We start from the raw sequence: 20688 nt of genomic DNA, 5'->3' as shown, positions 1-20688 counted from the left end.
TTGCCATAGTCGAAACGCACGCCGATCCGGGTCCGCATCGACGAATCAGACTGACGCCGAGCCCTCGTTGCGCCGCTTCACTGCTTCGGTGAAATCGCGCTTGAGTGTCGGGTAGTACGCGATCTGGCCCTGCAACCCGCCGGCGATATCGATCGAGGCCGCGCTGATGAAGCTGGCGTATTCGCTGGCGAGGAACAGCGCCATGCCCGCCACGTCTTCCGGCTTGCCGAAACGCCCGATCGGCACCACCTTGAGGACCATCTCGTTGAACTCCTCACGGGAGACTCCGGGGCCAACCTCCCTGAAATGACGCTCCCACTGGCCGGTGTCGATCCAGCCCATATTCAGCGAGTTGACGAGGATGTTTTCCTTCGCGAGCGACATCCCGAGAGACTTGGAGAGCGCGAGGCAGGACGCACGATTGATGACCGACGGGATGCCGTCCGGAGTCGGGATCGCACCGGCCAGCGCGTTGATCTCGATGATGCGACCCCAGCGCTGCCGGCGCATGTACGGCACCACCGCCTGCACGAAGCGGAAGTGCCCCATCTGGAGAATGTTGGCGTGCTCGAGAATCGCCTCGGGGGTGAGCGTGTCCAGATTCCCCCCCAGCCCCTGGCCAGCATTGTTAACGAGGACATCGACCCCGCCCCAGCTCTCGGCGACCTCATCCACGAAGGCCTTCACACCCGGCGTGTCGGTCACGTCCACCGCGCGCGCGATAACCGCCTGGGCCTGCTGCGCAAGCTCCCTGCCGGTCTCTTCAACCGCTTCGGGAGTGCGTGCGCAGATCGCAACGCGCGCACCTTCCGCAGCGAAGGCACGCGCGATCGCACGCCCGATGCCGCGTGAGGCGCCGGTTACGATTACGCGCCGGTCGCTAAGGTCGATGTTCATGTCGTCTCTCCTGTCGTTTGCCTGCCACGGTGCCCGCTTACATGCGCTCGATGATCGTCGCGGTGCCCATGCCGCCTGCACAGCAGATCGCCTGCAGGCCGTAGCGCGCCTCACGTCGTTCCAGTTCGTGCAGCAGCGAGGTCATGATGCGCGAGCCGCTTCCGCCGAGCGGATGCCCGAGGGCGATCGCTCCGCCATTGACGTTGAGGCGGTCATGCGACACACCGAGCTCCTTCATCCATACCATCGGCACCGGCGCGAACGCCTCGTTGACCTCGAACAGATCGATGTCCTCGACATTCAGCCCGGCCAGGGCGAGCACCTTCCGGGTTGCGGCAATCGGCCCGGTCAGCATCAGCGTCGGGTCGGAGCCGACCGTGGTGAAGGCGCGGATGCGTGCACGGGGTTTGACGCCGAGCCGGTCGACCGCCGCTGCGGACATCAGCAGCAGCACCGCCGCACCGTCAGAGATCTGCGACGAATTTCCGGCGGTCATCTTGCCGTTGTCGCGAAAGCTGGTCTTCAACGTGGCAAGCTTCTCGGCACTGGTGCCGGGGCGAATCGTTTCGTCCGCAGCGAAGACTTCCGGCGCGGGCTCTACGTAGTCTCTATCCTTGAGCGCAGCGACAGGCACCGGCGCGATCTCCTTGCGGAAATATCCCGCTTCGGCCGCGGCCGCGGCGCGGCGGTGACTCTCCACCGCGAAGTCGTCGAGCTGGGCGCGGGTCAATTCCCATTTATCCGCGACCCGCTCGGCCGCCTCACCCTGGCTGGTGAGCTCGTAGCGCTCGGAAGCCAGCCAGCCGAAGGTCTCGCCGTAGATTTCGCGGTTGCCGCCCATGCGCACGCGGCTCATGTTCTCGGCACCGCCCGCCACGATGACCTGCGCCGATCCGGCAGCGATCAGGCCAGCTGCGGCGTGTACCGCAGCCTCGCCGGAGCCGCACTTGCGGTCGATCGTGAGACCGGGAATCGCATCCGGCCAGCCGGCCCCCAGCACGGAGGTGCGCGCGATGTTCGCGGATTGTTCGCCGACCTGGGTGACGCAGCCGAAGATGACGTCGTCCACCTCGGCCGCCGCGATGCCCGCGCGCTCGACCACGGCGTTGAGGACGTGGGCGCCGAGGTGGTCCGCGCGTACGCCGGCCAGACTCCCCCGGTACTTGCCGACCGGCGTGCGGACGGCCTCGACAATGAAGACGTCGCTCATAGGTTGCTCGCCTTCAGGCCCGAGCCCGGAACGCGCTGGCCGGTCTCGTCATACTTGTATACCCCGTGCCCGGTCTTGCGCCCGTAGCGGCCGGCCGCCACCATCTTGATGATCAGCGGGCAGGGACGGAACTTCTCGCCGAGCGTCGAATGGAGATAGCGCAGCACCGACAGACGCGTATCCCAGCCGGTCAGGTCACCCAGCTCGAGCGGCCCCATCGGGTGGTTGAAACCCATCCGCAGCGCGGTGTCGATATCCTCTGCACTGGCGGTGCCTTCCTGCAGCATCCACATCGCTTCGTTCCCCAGCATCGCGGACATGCGGCTAGTGGTCAGGCCGGGGGACTCATTCACCAGGATCGAGGTCTTGCCGATCGCATCGCACCATTCGCGGCTGGTCGCGACGGTGGCTTCGTCGGTCGCAATACCGAGCACCAGCTCGACGAGCTTCATCTTGTGCACCGGGTTGAAGAAGTGCATGCCGATGACGCGCTCGGGACATGGCACCGACGCGGCAATCTCGGTGACGCTGAGCGCCGATGTGTTGGTCGCGATCACCGCGTTCGCGGCCAGCACGGGAACCGCCTCGCCCAGCACCGCCTTCTTGACCGCGAGATTCTCCGAGACGGTTTCGACCAGCAGATGCGCACCTTCGGCCGCTTGTTTCAACACGGTATTGGTGGAAAGACGCGCCTTTGCGGCGTCGGCCACATCCACGGTGAGCTTTCCGAGCTTCACGCCACCATCCAGGATGCCGTGAATGCTCTTCTCCGCCTTGGCGAGTGCCTCGGCGCTGGTATCCACCAGTTGTGTCGCGAAGCCGCTACTCGCGAACGCATGCGCGATGCCGGTACCCATCAGGCCGGCACCGACCACCACAACCTTGTGATTCTTGTCGAGCATTTGTCTTGCCTCCTTGCTCAGACGCCGGGTTTGGGCCCGACGACGTTCGTGATCGTCCCGATCCCCTCGATTCCGGCTTCGACGACGTCGCCGGGATTGAGGAATCGGCCCGTACCCTGGCCAACGCCGGCCGGGGATCCGGTAAACAGGATGTCGCCGGGCGCGAAACTGGAACGCTCTTCGACGAACTTCACCAGTTGCGCGACGTTCCACGTCATCTCGCCGGTATTGCCGTCCTGGCGCGTCTCGCCGTTCACCTTCAGGGTCAGTCGCAGCTTCGGGCTCCCCTCGGGGAGCTCGTCGCGCGTCACGATCCACGGACCAACTCCCGTGCTGCGGTCCTGGCTTTTCGCCGCGAAGAGATCCATGCCGATGCCGGCCGGACCGCTGCGCTGCAGGTCGCGCGCCGATACATCGTTGCCCACGGCATAGCCGAGAACGCTGGCGAGCGGGTCTTCCGGGTCGACCGGCACATCCCCCACGATAACGACGAGTTCGACCTCGTGATCGAGTTCGTTCGTCAGCGGCGGATAGCGGATCGGATCATTGGCACCGATCAGGGCGCCGTAGGCCTTGAGGAAGGCGATCGGCTGCGGGGGAGACTTCAGGCCGAAGTCGTCGGCCAAATGCTTTGCGTAGTTCGCGCCCGCGACGACGACCCGATTGACCGGCTCGATCGGCGGCAGCAGCCGCACCGAATCGAGCGGCCGGGCATCGCCGCGGGGCGTCAGCACCGAATGTGCTGCTCCGCCCTGCCCGGCGGCAATCGCGCGGGTCAAGGCAGGCCCCCAATCCGCGAAGCTGCCGACGATCGGGGTGACCGTGCGGGCCTCGGCATTGACGACGGCCCAGAATGGCGCGCCGCTATCGCTGCAGCGCGCGAGCTTCATGCTGCCACCTCGGCCTTTGCGACGGCGCCTACTTTCGCCGGGTCGAGGTGGAGCAGTTCGCAGGCATTCTTCCAGCGGATCTTCTGCAGATCCTCCTCCGAAAGGCGCAGCCCTTCGGTGAGGTCATGACGCACCGCATCACTGCCTCCGAAGTTCGAACCGTAGAGGATGCGGTCGGCACCGATGACGTCGATCAGCGCCTGACGCATCGGCAGTTCGTGCAGTTCCACATCGAACCAGAAGTTGCGCATGTACTCCAGTACAGGCTTCTTGTTGTGGTACGTGTCGAGGTTGGGGTTGGTTTGCGCCAGTCGGCCGAGCTGATAAGGCACATAGCCGCCGCCGTGCGTGATATAGACCTTGAGCTTGGGGAAGCGGTCGAACACTCCGCCGTTCACCAGGTACCAGAAGGCCTTCGTCTCGTCGTAGTTCATGCCGACGATGGCCGTGGTTTCGTAGCGGTCGGTGTTGGCCTTGTTGCCCCACGTCACCGACTGGTTATAGCCATGCACGAACATCGGCAGGTCGAGGTCGCACAGGGCCTCCCACACCGGATCCATCTCAGGCGAATCGAACTCCAGGCCGCCGAAATTCGACCCACCCGCACCCAGACCCTTTGCGCCCAGTTGCGTGCACGCGCGGCGAATTTCCTTGGCCGCCTCTTTCGGATCCTGCAGGGGCGCCTGCGCCCAGAACATCAGCCGGTCGGATGCCGCCGAGCAGTATTCGGCGAGCACGTCGTTGACCTTGCGCGAGAACGGGATCGCGTAGTCGAGCTCAGTCCAGTACATGTAGCAATGCGAAGGCACCGAGACGACCTGGGCGTTCTGGCCGGCTGCATCCATCCCCGCCAGGCGCGTCTTGGGGTCGCGCCAGCGGCTCATGTAGTCCTGCACGTTCAGGGCATTGCCCTCGGCCTTCGCTTTGCGCAAGGCAGTTTTTCGCTCGGGCGCGCCGAGCGTGAGGATCCAGTCGCCGACGCGAAGCTTGATGTCGCCGTCGGGCTGCGATTCGAAAGCCGGCCCCCAATAGGGGTGCTGGTCGTAGTAATCCGGATGGGGGGCGTGGGCGTGGAGGTCGATGAGCATGTGGTGTCTCCCAGTGCAGGTTGGTGGAACCTGCCGAGTGCCGCTATCGCGGACGGGAGCATCGATGCGCCGGACGGACCTCGCCTGGCTATCGGGGATTTGTCTCCTGCCTGCGACACTCGACCGGTGTCTTTGCAACGATGAGATTCATCATGCCAAACATAAACAGATTTTGCAAATCTGTTTATGTTTTTTCTTTTTCGCGGCGTCGAGAGCCCGTGGAACGTGCGGGCGCAGCCACTTGGACAGCCTCATCGCCCTTGGTGGCAGGAAAACCGATCAGCGAGCGCACGAGACGCTCGATGCGCGCCGTGCCTTCGTTTGCGCGCTCATTGGGGACGAGCTGTTCGCTCAATACGTAGCGGATCAGCATTTCGCACACGAGCTCGCGATCGATGCTGATGCCGAGACGCCCATCCCAGGCGTCGAAGACGGTCCTGAGGACGTCCTGCAAGCGCACACGCGCGTCGTTGAAGACGCGGCGAAAAAAGTTCATCGCATAATCGGGCGCCACCACCAGCAGACGCCGCGCCTGTCCGTGCGCCGCGTAGTGCTCCAGGTAACCGATCAGGGCGCGAAATTTCTCGTCGGGGTCGTTGTAAGGGGCGGTGACTTCCTGCATCGCGCTGTGAAAACCCTCGCGTTTGTGGCGCGAAAACGCATCGAGCAGATCGTCCTGCGACGAGAAATAGCGGTAGAAAGTGCCCCGCGAGACACCTGCGTCGTCGCACACATCGATAATGGAAATGCGCTCGGCACCTCCCTGGAGGATGATCCTTTCCGTCGATGCCAGAATTCGTGCAATGGTCGCGTCCGAGCGGCGATTGCGCCGAGCGGACTCCATTACCGGTCCGTCTTCAGCGACTGTCTCGGTTTCGTCGTTCATGCCTGTGCCTTGGGAATGGACGGACCGCGGGGCGAACCGCAGGGCCCGCCAGAAAATCGATTCAGTATTCGCGCACCGGCACATCCGCCGGACGCGAGTTGTAGCCGGGCAAGTGCAGCCCGCCGTCGACATGCAGCATTTCCCCGGTGACATAGCGGGACATGTCCGATGCGAGAAAGACCACGACGGGGCCGATGTCGAGTTCCGGATCGCCACACCGGCCGAGGGGGCGCATCGCGGCGGAGCGTTCGGCGAAACCAGGGTTCTCCGCGGCCAACTTGTTGAAGGTCGCCCCCATTGCCGTCGGTGCGACGGCATTCACAGTGATGTTGAAGCGTCCCCATTCCGCCGCCGCACTGCGCGTGAGGCCGACGATGCCGCCCTTCGCCGTGTTGTAGTCGGCATGCAGCCACGCGCCGATCTCGACGTCGATCGAGTAGAAATTGACGATCTTCCCGCCCCCACGCGCCCGCATGTGCGGCAGCGACGCCTGCATCGCCCACCACGACGCCTTGATCGTCGAGGTCAGCGTCTGCTCGAGCATTTCGTCCGTCTTGTCTTCGAGGCGCACGTTCGGAGTGGGTACGAAGGCGTTGTTCACGAGGATGTCCAGCCCGCCGAAATGGGCCACTGCAGCATCGATCGCCCCCGTCACGGACGCCTTCTGCATCACGTCGGTACGCACGAACAGGGCACGCCCGCCCAACTCCTCGAGTTCGCGCGCCACTTGAGTTCCAGTCTCTTCGTTGATCTCCGCGATCACCACGGCTGCCCCCTCGCGCGCGAAGCTGTGCGCCACGCCGCGCCCGATGCCGCCGCCCGCCCCGGTAATCAACGCAACCTTGTCCTTCAGCAAACCCATTTTTCGTCTCCTCGCATTTCTTGCACACTCTTTTTGTTATTGTACACATTAAGAAGAAAGAAACACTCCCAACGGAAGCCATTGCAATGCCCTCCTTCTGCCGACGGATCCAGCTTGAAGGCCGCCAGACCAGCCAAGCGGGCGAAGTCCGTGCCGTCCTCGAAGACGACTTTCACCACTTCCGCGTCGCGCTACGTCATCGCCTCGGCCGCGTGAGCGAGGTCTCCGCCGAGGCTCCGCGACATCCGTTCACCGAGTGCCCGAATGCCGCCACATCGCTGAAGGCACTACTCGGAATGCAGCTGGAACCCATCGCCAGCGCAGTAACGCGCCATACCGACGCCAGCCTCCAGTGCACGCACATGTTCGACCTCGCCGGCCTCGCGATCGCCGCAGCGGCGCGGGGCATCTCCCATCGCCGCTTCGACATCGAAATTCCCCGTCATGTCGACGGCGGTTCGCACGCCCGTCTAGTCCGTGACGACGGCTTGCGGCTCGACTGGGAAGTGCAGGAACGTACGATCGTGTCCCCCCCGCCCTATGCCGGCATCGACATGCGCCAAGGCATGGCGCGCTGGGCGCTCAGCAGTCTCGCGCCCGACGAGGCGGAAGCGGCCCTCGTACTGCGCCGCTGTGCGCTGATCGCGCTCGGACGCCTGCGGGACATCGACGAGGACTTGCACGCCCGTCCGAGCGGCAGTTGCTTCGCGCAGCAACCCGAACGCGCGCCCCAGGCGATTCGCATCGTGGGCTCGACCTGGGACTTCACCGCGCATCCTGAACGCCTTTGCCGCGACGACCAGTCCTGGCTCCACGCTTTCGCCGAGTAAGCGCGCGGTCGAGGTGTCGTCGCGAGCGCCACATGGCGGCCTTCGCGGCTGTACGTCGATCAGCATGTGATCTGCCTCCCACGTGGCGTGCTGCGGCCGGCACGACGGACGCCCGCACGCGATCGGCGCCCCGATTCGCCGGCCGAGCAGCACACCGGACGATCAGGGCCGGTTGGCCGCTTCCCAGGCTTTCAGATCGAAGTCGGGCGCAGCGGCGACAGCGGGCGTGAGCGCGGGGGGACGTGCGAGGATCTTGCGTGCAAACACGTGATCGCCGGGACGGTTGCAGGACTCAACCGCTATCAGCTCCTCCCCGCGGAAGCACAGCACCGAGAGCTGTTGCGCGGCGGCGTCACCCAGCGTCACGTAGTTGTCTGCCCCGATCGACAGACCGGCGATCTGCAGTTTGAGATTGCCCTGGTCGGTCCAGAACCAGGGCAGCGCTGTGTAAGGTGCGGGTTTGCCCACGAGGCGGGCCGCGATGAGCTTGCCTTGGTCGACCGCGTTCTGTACGGACTCGAGGCGAGTCATATTTTCGCCGTTTTGCACGCACGGGAAGGCGGCAACGTCACCCAACGCCGAGATGTGCGGGTCCGAAGTCAGAAGACTGGAATTGACGCGAATGCCGTTATCGATGTCGAGTCCGGCTTCGAGCGCGAGCTGCACGTTGGGAATCACGCCGATGCCGTAGACGACCAGCTCGGCAGGCAGACGTCGTCCGTCCGATGTCGTCACGGCGCTCACCTTGCCGTCCTCGCCTTCCAGCTCCGCCAGCCCGGTACGGAAGTTGAACTTCACGCCCCAGCCTTGATGTGCGGCACGGAAGAGCTCCGACATCTGCGGGGACACTGCCCGCGCCATCGGGCGGTCGCCGAGTTCAAGCACTTCAACCGCAGCCCCTTCGGCCGCCGCCACCGCGGCGAACTCCAGACCGATGAAGCCGGCACCGATCACGACGACATTCTTGGCCTGCTTCACCAGCGGCGACAAGAGGTCGGCATCCGCCTTGGTCTTGATGCCGAAGATACCGCCCAGCGTGGAACCCGGCACGTTGAGCGGCCGATTGTGGGCGCCGGTCGCGAGCACCAGATGGCCGAAGTCGAGCGCACTCCCCGAGTCGAGCATGACTCGACGGTTCTGCCGATCGATCGCCGCCACTCGGTCATGGACGAGCTCGATGCGCTGATCCGCGTAGAAGGTCTCCGGCCGGAAGAGCATCGCAGTGGCGTTGATCTTGCCGAGAAGGTAGGCCTTCGACAGGGGCGGTCGTTGGTAAGGCAGACCGGGCTCGTCGTTCACGAGCACGATGCGGCCCCCGAAACCTTCCTGGCGCAACGAAATCGCCACTTGCACGCCCCCGTGCCCCGCCCCCACGATCACCACTGAATCGAGCGACATCTTCCCGTCTCCTTGTCGTTTTTTTAGATCGCCGTCTTCAGAACTGCGCAGCCGGCAGGCGCAGCGTGAGGCCGTCCATGTCCGCGCCGACGACCAGCTGGCACGTGAGCCGACTGGTGGGCTGGCGCTCGACGACGTTCTCGAGCATGTCGTATTCGGTGCCTTCGGCGGGCGCAAAACGCTCCACCCAGGCTTCGTCCACGTAAGCGTGGCAGCTGGCGCATGCGCAGGCGCCGCCACAGTCACCGGGAATGCCGGGAACGCCGGCAAAGGTCGCGGCCTGCATGGCCGACTGGCCGACTTCGGCGCGCACTTCGTGCCGGGTGCCGTTGTGTTCGATGAAGGTAATCGTGGGCATTTGTTTGCTCCGATGAGAGGGATGAAATCAGGCCCGCTGCGCTTCGGCGTGCAGGGCAAACTGGGGACTGCGCCCGAGCGTCAGCAACAATGACGCGCCGAGCAGGGTGGCCACGGTGCAATAGACGAGCATCGCAAAGTAGGTACCGGTAACACTCAGCATCGCTGCAAACATTAGCGGCGCAGCTGCCGACGCTACCGTGATGAGCCCCTGATGCACGCCGAACAACCGGCCGTAATCCTTGAGGCCGAAGTAGCGCGCGATGAGGAAGGCCGCGATGTCGAACTCGGCGCCGGCTCCAAGTCCAACCAGCGCCGCGGCAAGACTCATGACGGCGGGATCGGTGGTTCCCGACATGAAAATCAGACAACCCATCCCGGGCAGAGAAAGGCTCAAGGCCGCCACACCGGGCGGCCACAGCCGGTCGAGCAGGTAGCCGACCACCAGGCGACCGCAAATCAGCGCAATGCCGAAGTAGCCGAAAACCAGGGTCGCATCCGCCGCGGAAAGCCCCTTGTCTCGCAGCATCGGAACGGTACTGGTAACGAGGCCCACCACGGCCGACACGACCAACGACAACGCCACGTTGCAGATCCAGAATCGCGGCAGGAGCATTCCTTCCTGGAAGCTGACGCCGCTCCGCACCAGCGGCGGACCGTCGCCTGCCTTCGCACTGCTCGCCGGACCTTCGCCAGGCAGGCGAAACCACCATAGGGTAAGCGGCAGTCCCACCAGCACATTGAGCAGCGCCAGGATGACGAAGGCGGCCCGCCAGTCCCAGTTCTCGACCCCCCAGCCCAGCAGCCTCGGTACCAGTGCGGCGGTGATGCCGGTGCCCGAAAGCCCGATCGCGAGCGCCAGTCCGCGGTTGCGGTGAAACCAGAGATTGAGGAGTTGCGTCCACGTGACCGCCAGCGCACCCATGCCGATGATCGGGAGCAGGAAAAATGCTGCGTAGAGCGACCAGATCGAGCCGCCAATCTGCGTCGTCCCCAGATAGCCGAGCGCCATTAGCAGCAGCGAAATCACTGTCACGCGCTTCATGCCGAAACGCAGGTTGAGCCAGCCGACGAGTTGCAGGCCGAGCACGGCGCCGGCGAACAGGAAAGTGATTGCGGCCTGCAGCGAACCACGGTCCCATCCGAATTCCTGCTGAAGAGGGATCACCAGGACGCCGAAGCCATACAGCAATGCGGCGTTGATACTGATCGCCACACCGATCACCGACAGAACCACGATCTGCCAGCCCTGCCTGAACTCGGTCAGATCGATTGCCGCGTGATTTCCGTTTGATGCCATTTTTCTACTCCACTCCCCGTCCCGGCTCTCGTATCAGCCTCGTGGCGAAGGACAGATCGGGCACCGTCCGATCCGTAACCGGGCCGGCGGCACCCGCGTTGCCTAGAGGAAGATCGCGAGGTTCGGCGTGCCCAGCACCGCCTGGTCGAGAATGACTTCACGACGCACGAGCTTGAATCCCTCGCCATCGACGCGCAGCAGATCGTTGCGCTCGCCGCTGATGAGATCCATATCCGGAAAGTCGAAACGGCTGCGTGTCAGCAGCAGATAGCTCACGACCGCGAACTCGTCGGGCTTGTCGGTAGCGAACACCTGCACGTTGCTGACCATGCGGCGGGTGCGCGAAGGGGGATCCTCGGCCCACGCGCTGCGCGTCTCGGTGAGCCGCATGATGCGCCCCATGATCGAGCGGTAGTTGTCGTGGTAGTGCTGCACCGTGCGGATAACCGACTGGGCCTGCTGGGACATCGGGCGGGTCTGCCGCAGAGGCACGGTGTAGACCAGGTCGGGCGCAAGCGTCGCGCCCCACTCCTTGAGACGGATCGTGTCGAGCAGCGTCGCTTCCTGGTAGAGGAAGCCGACGATGCGGTTATAGACCTCGGCCCCGACCGGGATCGGGTTTCCGATGACGGGGGCGTTCTCGGCAACTTGTTGTGCGGCGCTCATGTGTCGCTCCTTCGAAGGTGTTGGGTCGGACCGGGCAGCTCAGGCCTTGGCGTTCATCAGTTCGTTCCAGTACAGCCACCAGTGCCACTGGGTGTCGTCCTTGGTGAACCCTTCATTGACAATGCCCGGCCCGGGCCAGCCGGCAGGGGCGCCGGTCTCGTACACCGCCTGGTACTTGAGGGTCGAGCGACGCCCGCGCGCGCCCTTGGCGGCGAGGGTCATGTGGGGCCAGGTATCGGAGTCGTCCTGCTCGACCATGCCCGAGGTGCCGAACAACTGGATGCTCTGCATCAGCATCCTGTCCTTGAGCTCCTGCGGGGCATCCTTCTCAGCGAGCACCCAGTTCACGAACTCGAGTTGATCCGGCCCCTTCGGCACGTAGGCGTGCAGCAGCGTGAGGCCGAGCACGGAGCCGTCGGCCTGCGGGATATACACGAACGCGAACAGCACGTTGGGGAAAATCCCGCCCACCTGCGGCGGCATCGACACCATCACTTCGAGTTGCTCTTCGCTCAGGCGCTTCCTGAGCTGAGGCAACATTTCATGCGTCATCCCCGGCGGCGGCAGTGCTTCGAGCTTCTGGTCCACCGTCAGCTCTGATGGATCGAGGCCGGTGAGCTTCCTGATTTTGCGTCCGAGGTCGATGCAGCGCAGCGCATGGCCGTGCGGCGAACTCACCTCGACGCCGTACATCTCGGGCGACAGGTCGGCGCTGCCGCCCTCGCCACTCTTGGAATAGTTCCCTACCTCACCCAGCCAGCGGTGAAGGGTCAGCGTGTGGTAGCCGTCGGCGGCCGACTGCTCGCCAGCGGCTTTCCAGTTCGCGCGCACGATGAAACGCTGCGGCGGGCCGAGCACTTCGAGCCCCTTGTCGCTGCGCTCGAACAACGTGTCGAAATACCATTTCGCATCACCGAGGAACTCTTCGAACGACGGTCCCTCCAGGTCCCACGTCGCGAAAATGATGCCGCCGTAGAGCGTCACCCGCGCCTGCGGCAGGCCCAGATCCTCCTTCGGCATCATCTTCCCGTGCATGCACTCCTTCTCGACCGGCGCACCGATGAACTCGCCACTCGGCTTGAACGCCCATCCGTGGTAGATGCACTTGTGAATCTGGGTATTGCCCGCATCGACCGTCGAGATGCGCATGCCGCGGTGGGGACACACGTTGAGCGAGACGTGGATGTTCCCGTCCTTCGCACGCGCGACGATGACCGAATCCGACCCCATGTCGCGCACGACGAAATCGCCGGAGTTCGGCACTTCGGATTCGTGCCCGAGCAGCAGCCAGGTCTTGCCGAAGACGCGATCCATCTCCAGCTGATAGATCTCCGGATCCGACAGGGCCCGCATCTGGACTTCCCGCGTCGGGACGCGAACCAGATCGGACAGCGGCGTACCGTCCGCCAACGTGTAGCTTGCCTTGGTCAACATTGTCATCTCCTGTGGAGTGAAGCCGTCCGTAAGGACGATCCTCGTTCGATGGGCCTGACGGCCACTTCTTGTGGGTTGTTCATTTGCTCGAGCCCCGGTGCTCGGCACCCTGTGTTTCGGCAGCCGTAGCCCGCCGGCCGACGTCCTTATTGCGAAGACGTGCGTGGTTCCGTCATGGCTTCGTCACGCGCGTGCGCAGCGTGCCGATCGCCTCGATCTCCAGTTCGACCACGTCACCCGGTTTGAGATAGCGCAACTGCTCGAGTCCGCAGCCGTTGCCGACCGTGCCCGAGCCCAGCACTTCACCCGGATAGAGCGTTTCCGAGCGGGAGATGTGCGCGATCACGTCCTCGAACGTCCAGCGCATGTCGCGGGTGGTGCCACGCCCCCATTCCTCGCCATTCACGCGAGCGATCATCTGCAGGTCGTAAGGATCCGGCACCTCGTCCGCGGTGACGAGGCATGGCCCCATCACGTTACCGGTGTCGAAGTCCTTGCTCTTCGCCGGGCCGAGCATGCCGGGCATCTCGAGGGCCTGCGCATCGCGGGCGCTCATGTCGTTGAAGATCGTGTAACCCACGATGTAGTCGCGCGCCTTGTCACGCGGCACGTCCTTCCCCTTGCGGCCGATGTAGCACGCAAGTTCGAGTTCGAAGTCCATCGCCTTGCTGTACGCCGGCCACACGACGTCCTCGTCCGGACCGATCACCGCGAAGCGATTGCACTTGTAATAGATCGGCTGGCGGTTGAAGGTCTCGATGACGCGTTCGTCGGCGCGCGTGTTCATCTGCCGCAGCGCCTCCTCGGGGTCGGGTAAGTGCGCCACGCGCGCGCGCCGCGCAGCAGCGAAGCTCTGTCGCAGATGCAACTCGAAACAGGAGCAGTCGCGCATCTGCGGCGGCGGCTGGATGGGTGCGCACAGCTTCACGCCCTCACGCGCGATGACCGCCGCCGACGGAGCTTTCCGGACCAGGACGCGTGCCGCTGCAAGCGCCTCTTCACCGGCCTCGACCAACCCGAGCATGCTCGCGAAGGTGGGGGACCCATGGCCATTTAAGACTTCGCAAGCCGTGGCGAGGTCGACGATCGCCGAATCCGATTCGATCAGCGCGCCGGCACGCTGAAAGCCGTGAGAGTCACGATATGTGACGAGTCGCATCTATTGTCTCCTGTCGGGGACTCGTCCCGCTCGATGCGGGCGAATCCTCTCTTCTTCGAGTTTTGCCCCTCCCCCATGGGAGAGGCGCTGGCGGTTGCTACACCCGGCCGCTCACCGGCACGCAGGCTCCGGTGACGGCCGAGGCGTCATCCGAGAGCAGGAAAGCGATCACCGCGGCGAGCTTGTCCGGCGCCACCCAGCGGCTGGCATCGGCGTCCGGCATGTCGGCGCGGTTGGCGGGGGTGTCGATGATGCTCGGCAACACCGCATTCACGGTGACGCCACGGTCCTTGAGCTCTTCGGCAAGTGATTCGGTCAACCGCGCGACGCCGGACTTCGATGCGGCATACGCCGCCATCCCCATTCCGGCCTTCTGCGCGGCCAGTGCGCCGACGTTCACGATGCGCCCCGCCCCGCGCGCCAGCAGATGCGGCAGCGCCGCCCGGCAACTCGCTACGGCCGTACGCACGTTCATCGTGTACAGGCGATCCCAGGTCTCGAGCGCTCCGCCTTCGATCGGCTCCCACGCGAAGCCACCTGCCACATTCACCACGCCGTCGATGCCACCAGCGGCCACACGCACGCGCGCATAGGCTGCCGCGCAGGCCGCTTCGTCGCTCAGGTCGACCTCGCCGAGCACAACCGCCACGCCTTCAGGCAGGCCGCCAGCGGGCGCCGCCGCACGGTCCACAAGCGTGACGTGCGCACCGTCTTCCACGAGGCGCTGCGCGACCGCGCGACCGAGCGCGCCGAATCCACCGGTTACGACGATACTTCTAGCTTCGAGTCGAGTACTCATGGGATCAGAGTTCCTTGTATGGCCTCCGCGTCGTTGCACGCTGGCAGGCAGGTCCTTGCGACAAACTTTAGACAGATTTTGCACTTCTGTCTATATGTGCATGTAGAATCCCGCTTGACCGATCGTCAAATCGTCGAGAGCGCGCAGACCATGACCCGAAAACTCCCCCTCCTCACCGAGGACAACTCCCCGTTCTGGCAGGGCGGCGCGCAGGGGCGCCTGCTCATACATCATTGCGCGGACTGCACGCGCTTCTTTCATCCGCCCGCCCCGATCTGCCCGCACTGCGGCAGTTTCGAGGTGGCACCGCGGGTGGTCTCCGGCAAGGGCAAGGTCCTGAGCTACACGATCAATCACCAGGCATGGCGCCCCGACCTCACCGAGCCTTATGTCGTGGCGATCGTCGAACTCGCGGAACAGGCCGGCCTGCGCTTCGTCACGAATATCGTGGGACTTCCCGCCGAGGCCGTGCATATCGACATGCCCGTCAGGGTGCGCTTCGAGCAGCACGAGGACGTGTGGCTCCCCCTCTTCGAGAAGGACGCATGATGTTCGATCGAATCTTTGAAAAGGACGTCGCCATCACCGGTGTCGGCCAGTCCGAGGTGGGACGCCCGGTTGCACGATCGGGCATGCGACTCACGCTGGACGCCTGCCTCGACGCCATCGCCGACGCCGGACTCACGCGCGCGGACATCGACGGCGTGGCGTGCTGGCCGGGCGACAACAACAATGGCGATGCCTTCTCACCCGTCGGCCCCAACGCGCTGATAGGCACCCTCGGCCTCAAGGTCAACTGGTACGGCGGAGGCTACGAAGGCCCCGGACCGCTCGCAGGCATCATCAATGGCGCGATGGCGATCGCATCCGGCCTGTCCCGCCACGTGCTGGTCTTCCGCACCATCACGGAGGCGAGCCGACGCAAGGTCGACAAGAATGCCAGCGCCCTGACGAACAAGACGATCGGACGCGACAGCAGCTTCTTCTGGCAGTGGTACACACCATTCAACGTGCTCTCCGCGATCAACCTCATGGCGCTCTATACCCAACGCCACTTCCATGAATACGGCACGACACCCGAACAACTCGCCCAGATCGCCCTCACCTGCCGCGCCAACGCCGCGCTTAACCCGAAGGCGATCTACCGGACGCCGCTCTCGCTCGATGACTATTTCGCCTCGCGCATGATCTCGACTCCACTGCGCATGCTCGACTGCGACGTCCACTGCGACGCCTCGACCGCGATCATCCTTTCGCGTGCCGACGCCGCCAAGGACGGGCCCAATCCGCCGATCCGCCTCGAGGCGATCGGCGCCGCACTGCACCAACCCTGGTCGTGGGACCAGATCGACCTCACCGCGACCGCCGCGCGCGATGTCGGCGAAATGATGTGGGCGCGCACCGATCTCAAGCCCAAGGATGTCGGCTCGGCCCAGCTCTATGATGGATTCTCGATCCTCACGATGATCTGGCTCGAAGCGCTCGGGCTATGCCCGCGCGGCGAAAGCGGCCGCTTCGTCGAAGGTGGCCGCCGCATCGCCCGCGACGGCGAGCTGCCGATCAATACCAACGGCGGCCAGCTCTCCGGGGGGCGCACGCACGGCCTGGGCTACGTTCATGAAGCCTGCACGCAATTGTGGGGACGCGCGGGCGAACGACAGATCGCACCGCATCACGTTTCAGTGGTTGCGGCAGGCGGTGGACCGCTGGGCGGCAGTGTGTTGTTGGTCCGGGACTGAGCCCGGCCACGGTGCAGACGGATTACTGCACAATCAGACTTAGTGTCCAATTTTCGACCACACGGAGGGGAGCATGGCCATAAGAACGCTCGCGCTGGGACTGTTCATTCTTGCGACCGCCTGGCTGCCGCCGGCAAGCGCGGCCGAAGCGGTTTCGGGTAGCCAGGTGTCAGCACCGGATTCCGCCACGCGCGCGCAGGCTTTGCTGGAGAAGGCCACCGCCCGACTTCGTGCCGTCGGCGACCGGGCACTGGCGGAATTCGGCCGGCAGGGCGACTTCATCGACCGTGAGCTCTATGTGTACGTGCTCGACATGGACGGCACCATGCTGACCAGCGGCGGCTCGTCCACGACGCTGATCGGCCGCAAGGTTTCCGAGATGCGCGACGCCAGCGGAAAGGCTTTCTTCGCGGAGATGCTGAACAAGGCGCGTAACGATGGCCGCGGCGAAGTCGATTACCGTTGGGTCAACTGGACCGACAACACCCTTCAGCGCAAGCACGCGTTCTTCGAGAAGGTCGGCGAACGAGTGGTCGCGGTGGGTTACTACATCAGCCGTTCGTCCCCGGACCAGGCGCAGGCCTTCCTTGAACAGGCCGTTGCGGCAATGAAGGCCGCGCCCACCAGCGCCATTACCGAATTCAACCGCATCGAAGGCCGCTTCGTGCAGGACGATCTCTACGTGTTCGTGATCGACCGGAAAACGGGACGCTTTGTCGCCCACGGCACGATGCCGCGCCTGGTCGGCTCCGACGGCCGCGACCTGTACGACCAGGCCGGCACACCCATCGTTCGGAAGATGCTGGAGCAGACCGCCAACCGGCCACGCGGCGAACTCGACTACCTGTGGAAAAACCCGGTCACGAAAAGAACAGAGGAAAAGCACACGCTGTTCGAAGTCGTCGGCGACCACATCGTCGCGGTGGGCTACTTCAAACCCTGAAGTCATTTCCTCTTGTCGTAAGCCGGCCCGGCTGTCGCCTTTTCGTCGTCGCCGTAGTATTCTGCAGACAGAATTTAATTCTAATACGCAAACACAAAACCGTTTTGCGTGCAGATTATCCGGCTCACGGACGGGCACCCTGATTCCTGATGCGCCCCGTCTGGGGCGCACGCGAGGAAGAAGTCTCCCGCTTGCCGACCGGGACGCCTGCACGACGGACGGAGGAGACAAGGGATGGACACCACACAAGAGGATGAAACCGCGGGCCGGTCTTCAAGCGGGGTCACCGTCAAGCCTGTCGTCAATGCGGTGCGGATCCTGCGCTTTCTGACGGAGACCGACACCCCGGAGCGCGCAGCGGATATCGCCCGGCAGTTGTCGATCAACCCCAGTACCTGCTTCAACATCCTGCGCACACTGGCAGCGGAAGACATGGTTGCTTTCGATCCCGCGTCGAAGACCTATTCGCCCGGCCTGGGGCTCGCCAAACTCGTAGGCCACCTCGTGACGCAGGGCCAGCGGCTCGACATCGCGCGCCCACTGCTGCAGCAATTCGCCGCCCGCTTCCATGTCACGGTCACCCTGTGGCGCCAGATGGGATACGACCGCATCGTGCTGGTGAGTTCCGAGGCAAGCCCGAGCGATCTGCGCATCGACATGGCGATCGGTCAGCGCCTGCCCATCTTCATGGGCGCCAGCGGCAGACTGTTCGCGGCGGAGGTGGATCTCGACCCAACCGCGATGCGCGCCGCATTCGACAAGATCCGCTGGGCCCGACCGCTGGAGTTCGACGAGTACTGTCAGCAGGTGCAGTTCGCCAAGGAACACCAGTGGGCGATCGATGACGGCTACTTCTCGGCCGGCATCATGGCTATTGCGGCCCCCGTGCGCGACCGCGCCGGTGCCATTTCCTTTGCCGTATCGGCGGTGATGTTCCGGGGCCAGTACATCGGGGCCGACGCGGACAAGCTCGGGGGCGAGGTGCGCAAACTCGCAGACAAGCTGTCGAACCTGCTGTTTTGAGGGTCGTCGCGAGGGCTGCCGGCGGTCCTTGAGCAACCCTTTTTGCGGTCCCGCGACACGCCCCGCAAAAATAGTGACACTTTTTCGTTTTCTGTGCATAATCATCTCGCAGGCCTCGATGGCCCCGAGCAGATGAGGAGACACGCCATGAGCGAACAGAACGAAAAACTTCACAAGGTTATTGTCGATCGCAGCCGCTGCTGCGGTTACGGATTGTGCGCGGCCCTGTGCCCCGACGTGTACAAACTGGACGGCGACGGCATCGTCTATCTCGACAGCGAGTTCGTTCCCGCCGGCCAGGAGGAGGCCGCGATCGAGGGAGCTGCCGCCTGCCCCGCCGAGGCGATCCGGGTCGAAGCACCGGGCGCCTGAGTTCTTCGCCGAACTGGTAGCGCGAAAAGCGCTGGAACTGCCCACTTCGCGGAGATCCGAATGAATCGTCTTGAAGGAAAAGTAGCGCTGATCACCGGCACCGGCGGCGGTCAGGGTCGTGTCGCGGCCTTGCGCTTCGCGCGCGAGGGCGCCGTGGTGGTGGGTTGCGACACGGATGCCGCCGCCCACGCCGAAACGCGCCGGCTGGTAGAGGCCGAAGGATTCGAGTTGCACGGCTCCGCCCCGGTGGACCTCGGCGACCACGAACAGGCCCGCGCCTGGGTCGAGTCCGCGGCCGAACAGTTCGGGCGCATCGACGTTCTCTACAACAACGCATCGGCCGCGCGTTTCGGACCGGTGGCGGAATTTTCGATCGCTGACTGGCACTACACGATCCGGAACGAGATCGATCTCATCTTCTACACGACCAAATACGCGTGGAAGCACCTCACCGTGCGCGGTGGCGTGATCATCAATATCGCCTCGACCGCTGCCTGGGGCGGCTCCAAGGTTGCGGGCATCAGCGCCCACTGCGCCGCCAAGGGTGCGGTCGTCTCCTTCACCCGCCAGCTGGCGGTCGAGGGGGCGCCGGTCGGCATACGCGCGGTCAGCATCAGTCCGGGCTTCGTGAAGACGCCCGGCACCGCGGCCTTCGTCGAGAACCCCGTCACCCGCAGGGCGCTACTCGACGGCGTGCTGCAGGATCGGCCGGGGGAACCCGAGGAGGTCGTGTCTCTGGCCCTGTACGTGGCGTCAGACGAAGCCGCCTTCATGACCGGTTCCGACCTCGTCATCGACGGGGGCCTGCTCGCAATCTGAGCACGAGCCCGAAAGTTCGTGACCCGACAGTGAACGAACGGACGCCGTGCCGTTGCGGCACTGTCCGAAGTCTGCGTAAAGCGCGGTGCAAATCGCGGGCGCAGGTCGCTCAAAACAGGAGGAAGACAGCATGGACATCATCGGTATCGGCTACCTGGGGTTCGAATCGGCGAACCTCGATGCCTGGCGCGAATACGGCCCGAAGGTCATGGGCTTTCAGATCGGGACATCCCCGACTGCGGATCCGGACACCCTCTACTTCAAGCTGGACGACCGTCGCCATCGGCTCGCATTTCATCCGGGCAAGATCGACCGCCTCGCCTACATCGGCTGGGAAGCCAAGGGCAAGCTGGAGTTTCACGCCGCCGTCGAGCGCTTCCGCAGCCATGGTGTCGAGGTCAGCTTCGGCGATCCGGAACTGTGCGAGAAACGCGGCGTGAAGGAGCTGATCCGTTTCCGGGATCCGGTCGGATACCAGCACGAACTGTTCTACGCGCAGAAGTGGAGCCCGCGCTCCTTCGTGCCGGGCCGTCCGCACGGCGGATTCGTCTGCGGCGAACGGGGCGTCGGCCACATCGTCGTGATCACGCCTGAATACACGCCCGAACTCGAACACTTCCTCACCGGCATCATGGGCATGCACTGGTACGGCTCGGGCGCCGGCAAGGGCAAGACGGGGTTCTTCCGCTCCAGACTCAACGACAAGACGAGCCACGACATCGCTTACGGTTTCGGCCCGGGCAAGGCCGGCGTGCAGCACATCGGCCTCTTCGTTCGCTCGGTTCGCGACGTCGGCGAAACCTACGATCTGGTCAAGAAGAACGGACTGCAAATGATGATGACGCTGGGACAGCATTCGCAGGATCCGCACATGTCGTTCTATCACTTCACACCGTCCGGCTTCGCGATCGAATGCATCACGGAACTCGAACCTTGGCACGATGACGGCTTCGAACTCAATCCGGAGCAGCTCTCGACCTGGGGTCATGAAATCGTTGGCCCGATCCTTGGCCCAAGCGTGCGCACACCGGCGGAGGTCTTCGACCCCGAGGTTCTCCACGCCAGGGGCTGAATGCCTGCGAGCGCACCAGTCGGAACGGGTTCCCCACCGCGC

General features: G+C 64.4%; 22 protein-coding genes. 8 read left to right on the top strand and 14 right to left on the bottom strand.

The features are described from left to right. Positions 1 to 45 precede the first annotated feature (45 nt). The 7 genes from U5817_RS08660 to U5817_RS08630 all read right to left on the bottom strand — a co-directional run bounded on the left by U5817_RS08660 (position 46) and on the right by U5817_RS08630 (position 6735). Positions 46 to 897, bottom strand: coding sequence for an SDR family oxidoreductase (locus tag U5817_RS08660; protein WP_407280438.1), 852 nt, complete (start codon positions 895 to 897; stop codon positions 46 to 48). A 37-nt stretch (positions 898 to 934) separates the two neighbouring features. Next, entirely contained in the window at positions 935 to 2107 is a 1173-nt protein-coding gene (locus U5817_RS08655; RefSeq protein ID WP_407280437.1) for a thiolase family protein, read from the bottom strand. Beyond that, on the bottom strand, positions 2104 to 3009 hold the full coding sequence (locus U5817_RS08650) for a 3-hydroxyacyl-CoA dehydrogenase (RefSeq protein ID WP_407280436.1): 906 nt from the start codon (positions 3007 to 3009) through the stop codon (positions 2104 to 2106). The genes U5817_RS08655 and U5817_RS08650 overlap by 4 nt, the downstream gene beginning before the upstream one ends. Positions 3010 to 3026: 17 nt before the next feature. Continuing rightward, the gene (locus U5817_RS08645; RefSeq protein WP_407280435.1) at positions 3027 to 3899 is read right to left on the bottom strand and encodes a fumarylacetoacetate hydrolase family protein; all 873 of its coding nucleotides are present in this window, start codon (positions 3897 to 3899) and stop codon (positions 3027 to 3029) included. After that, positions 3896 to 4987 (bottom strand): amidohydrolase family protein, encoded by a 1092-nt coding sequence (locus tag U5817_RS08640; RefSeq protein ID WP_407280434.1) that lies wholly within the window; start codon positions 4985 to 4987, stop codon positions 3896 to 3898. The genes U5817_RS08645 and U5817_RS08640 overlap by 4 nt, the downstream gene beginning before the upstream one ends. Before the next feature lie 184 nt (positions 4988 to 5171). Further along, the gene (locus tag U5817_RS08635) at positions 5172 to 5873 is read right to left on the bottom strand and encodes a TetR/AcrR family transcriptional regulator (protein WP_407280433.1); all 702 of its coding nucleotides are present in this window, start codon (positions 5871 to 5873) and stop codon (positions 5172 to 5174) included. Positions 5874 to 5934: 61 nt separating this feature from the next. After that, positions 5935 to 6735 (bottom strand): SDR family NAD(P)-dependent oxidoreductase, encoded by an 801-nt coding sequence (locus tag U5817_RS08630; RefSeq protein WP_407280432.1) that lies wholly within the window; start codon positions 6733 to 6735, stop codon positions 5935 to 5937. Between the two features lie 86 nt (positions 6736 to 6821). On the opposite strand from U5817_RS08630, the gene U5817_RS08625 reads away from it, so the two are divergent. Further along, positions 6822 to 7565, top strand: coding sequence for a DUF2889 domain-containing protein (locus tag U5817_RS08625; protein ID WP_407280431.1), 744 nt, complete (start codon positions 6822 to 6824; stop codon positions 7563 to 7565). A gap of 162 nt (positions 7566 to 7727) precedes the next feature. On the opposite strand, the gene U5817_RS08620 is transcribed toward U5817_RS08625, so the two are convergent. The 7 genes from U5817_RS08620 to U5817_RS08590 form a co-directional block, all read right to left on the bottom strand. Further along, on the bottom strand, positions 7728 to 8963 hold the full coding sequence (locus tag U5817_RS08620) for an NAD(P)/FAD-dependent oxidoreductase (RefSeq protein ID WP_407280430.1): 1236 nt from the start codon (positions 8961 to 8963) through the stop codon (positions 7728 to 7730). A gap of 37 nt (positions 8964 to 9000) precedes the next feature. Beyond that, on the bottom strand, positions 9001 to 9321 hold the full coding sequence (locus U5817_RS08615) for a 2Fe-2S iron-sulfur cluster-binding protein (protein WP_407280429.1): 321 nt from the start codon (positions 9319 to 9321) through the stop codon (positions 9001 to 9003). Between the two features lie 27 nt (positions 9322 to 9348). Then, complete coding sequence (locus tag U5817_RS08610) at positions 9349 to 10620, bottom strand: MFS transporter (protein WP_407280428.1); 1272 nt, start codon at positions 10618 to 10620, stop codon at positions 9349 to 9351. Positions 10621 to 10722: 102 nt separating this feature from the next. Further along, complete coding sequence (locus tag U5817_RS08605) at positions 10723 to 11286, bottom strand: aromatic-ring-hydroxylating dioxygenase subunit beta (RefSeq protein WP_407280427.1); 564 nt, start codon at positions 11284 to 11286, stop codon at positions 10723 to 10725. 39 nt (positions 11287 to 11325) lie between these two features. Further along, positions 11326 to 12720: an aromatic ring-hydroxylating dioxygenase subunit alpha gene (locus U5817_RS08600; protein ID WP_407280426.1), complete on the bottom strand. Its 1395-nt coding sequence runs from the start codon at positions 12718 to 12720 to the stop codon at positions 11326 to 11328. Positions 12721 to 12892: 172 nt separating this feature from the next. Further along, a complete protein-coding gene (locus U5817_RS08595) occupies positions 12893 to 13879 on the bottom strand; it encodes a fumarylacetoacetate hydrolase family protein (RefSeq protein ID WP_407280425.1) in 987 nt (328 codons plus the stop codon). A gap of 97 nt (positions 13880 to 13976) precedes the next feature. Further along, positions 13977 to 14678 carry an SDR family NAD(P)-dependent oxidoreductase gene (locus U5817_RS08590; protein ID WP_407280424.1) on the bottom strand — a complete coding sequence of 234 codons (702 nt, stop codon included), beginning with the start codon at positions 14676 to 14678 and terminating at the stop codon, positions 13977 to 13979. Between the two features lie 150 nt (positions 14679 to 14828). On the opposite strand from U5817_RS08590, the gene U5817_RS08585 reads away from it, so the two are divergent. The 7 genes from U5817_RS08585 to U5817_RS08555 all read left to right on the top strand — a co-directional run bounded on the left by U5817_RS08585 (position 14829) and on the right by U5817_RS08555 (position 20646). Continuing rightward, positions 14829 to 15227, top strand: coding sequence for a Zn-ribbon domain-containing OB-fold protein (locus U5817_RS08585; protein ID WP_407280423.1), 399 nt, complete (start codon positions 14829 to 14831; stop codon positions 15225 to 15227). Further along, positions 15227 to 16417, top strand: a complete 1191-nt coding sequence (locus U5817_RS08580) for a thiolase family protein (RefSeq protein ID WP_407280422.1) — start codon at positions 15227 to 15229, stop codon at positions 16415 to 16417. Before U5817_RS08585 ends, U5817_RS08580 begins: the two co-directional genes overlap by 1 nt. 73 nt (positions 16418 to 16490) lie before the next feature. Then, positions 16491 to 17360 carry a cache domain-containing protein gene (locus tag U5817_RS08575; RefSeq protein ID WP_407280421.1) on the top strand — a complete coding sequence of 290 codons (870 nt, stop codon included), beginning with the start codon at positions 16491 to 16493 and terminating at the stop codon, positions 17358 to 17360. Positions 17361 to 17594: 234 nt separating this feature from the next. Beyond that, complete coding sequence (locus tag U5817_RS08570) at positions 17595 to 18383, top strand: IclR family transcriptional regulator (RefSeq protein WP_407280420.1); 789 nt, start codon at positions 17595 to 17597, stop codon at positions 18381 to 18383. Positions 18384 to 18530: 147 nt separating this feature from the next. Beyond that, complete coding sequence (locus U5817_RS08565; RefSeq protein ID WP_018990607.1) at positions 18531 to 18755, top strand: ferredoxin; 225 nt, start codon at positions 18531 to 18533, stop codon at positions 18753 to 18755. A 60-nt stretch (positions 18756 to 18815) separates the two neighbouring features. Further along, on the top strand, positions 18816 to 19574 hold the full coding sequence (locus tag U5817_RS08560; RefSeq protein WP_169254119.1) for an SDR family NAD(P)-dependent oxidoreductase: 759 nt from the start codon (positions 18816 to 18818) through the stop codon (positions 19572 to 19574). A 130-nt stretch (positions 19575 to 19704) separates the two neighbouring features. Beyond that, the gene (locus tag U5817_RS08555; RefSeq protein WP_407280419.1) at positions 19705 to 20646 is read left to right on the top strand and encodes a VOC family protein; all 942 of its coding nucleotides are present in this window, start codon (positions 19705 to 19707) and stop codon (positions 20644 to 20646) included. Positions 20647 to 20688: the final 42 nt, after the last annotated feature.

It is taken from the genome of Aromatoleum evansii, from assembly GCF_045689615.1.
GTDB lineage: Bacteria > Pseudomonadota > Gammaproteobacteria > Burkholderiales > Rhodocyclaceae > Aromatoleum > Aromatoleum evansii.
The sequence above is the reverse complement of the archived record's forward strand: the minus strand, read 5'-3'. Positions and strand labels throughout refer to the sequence as shown.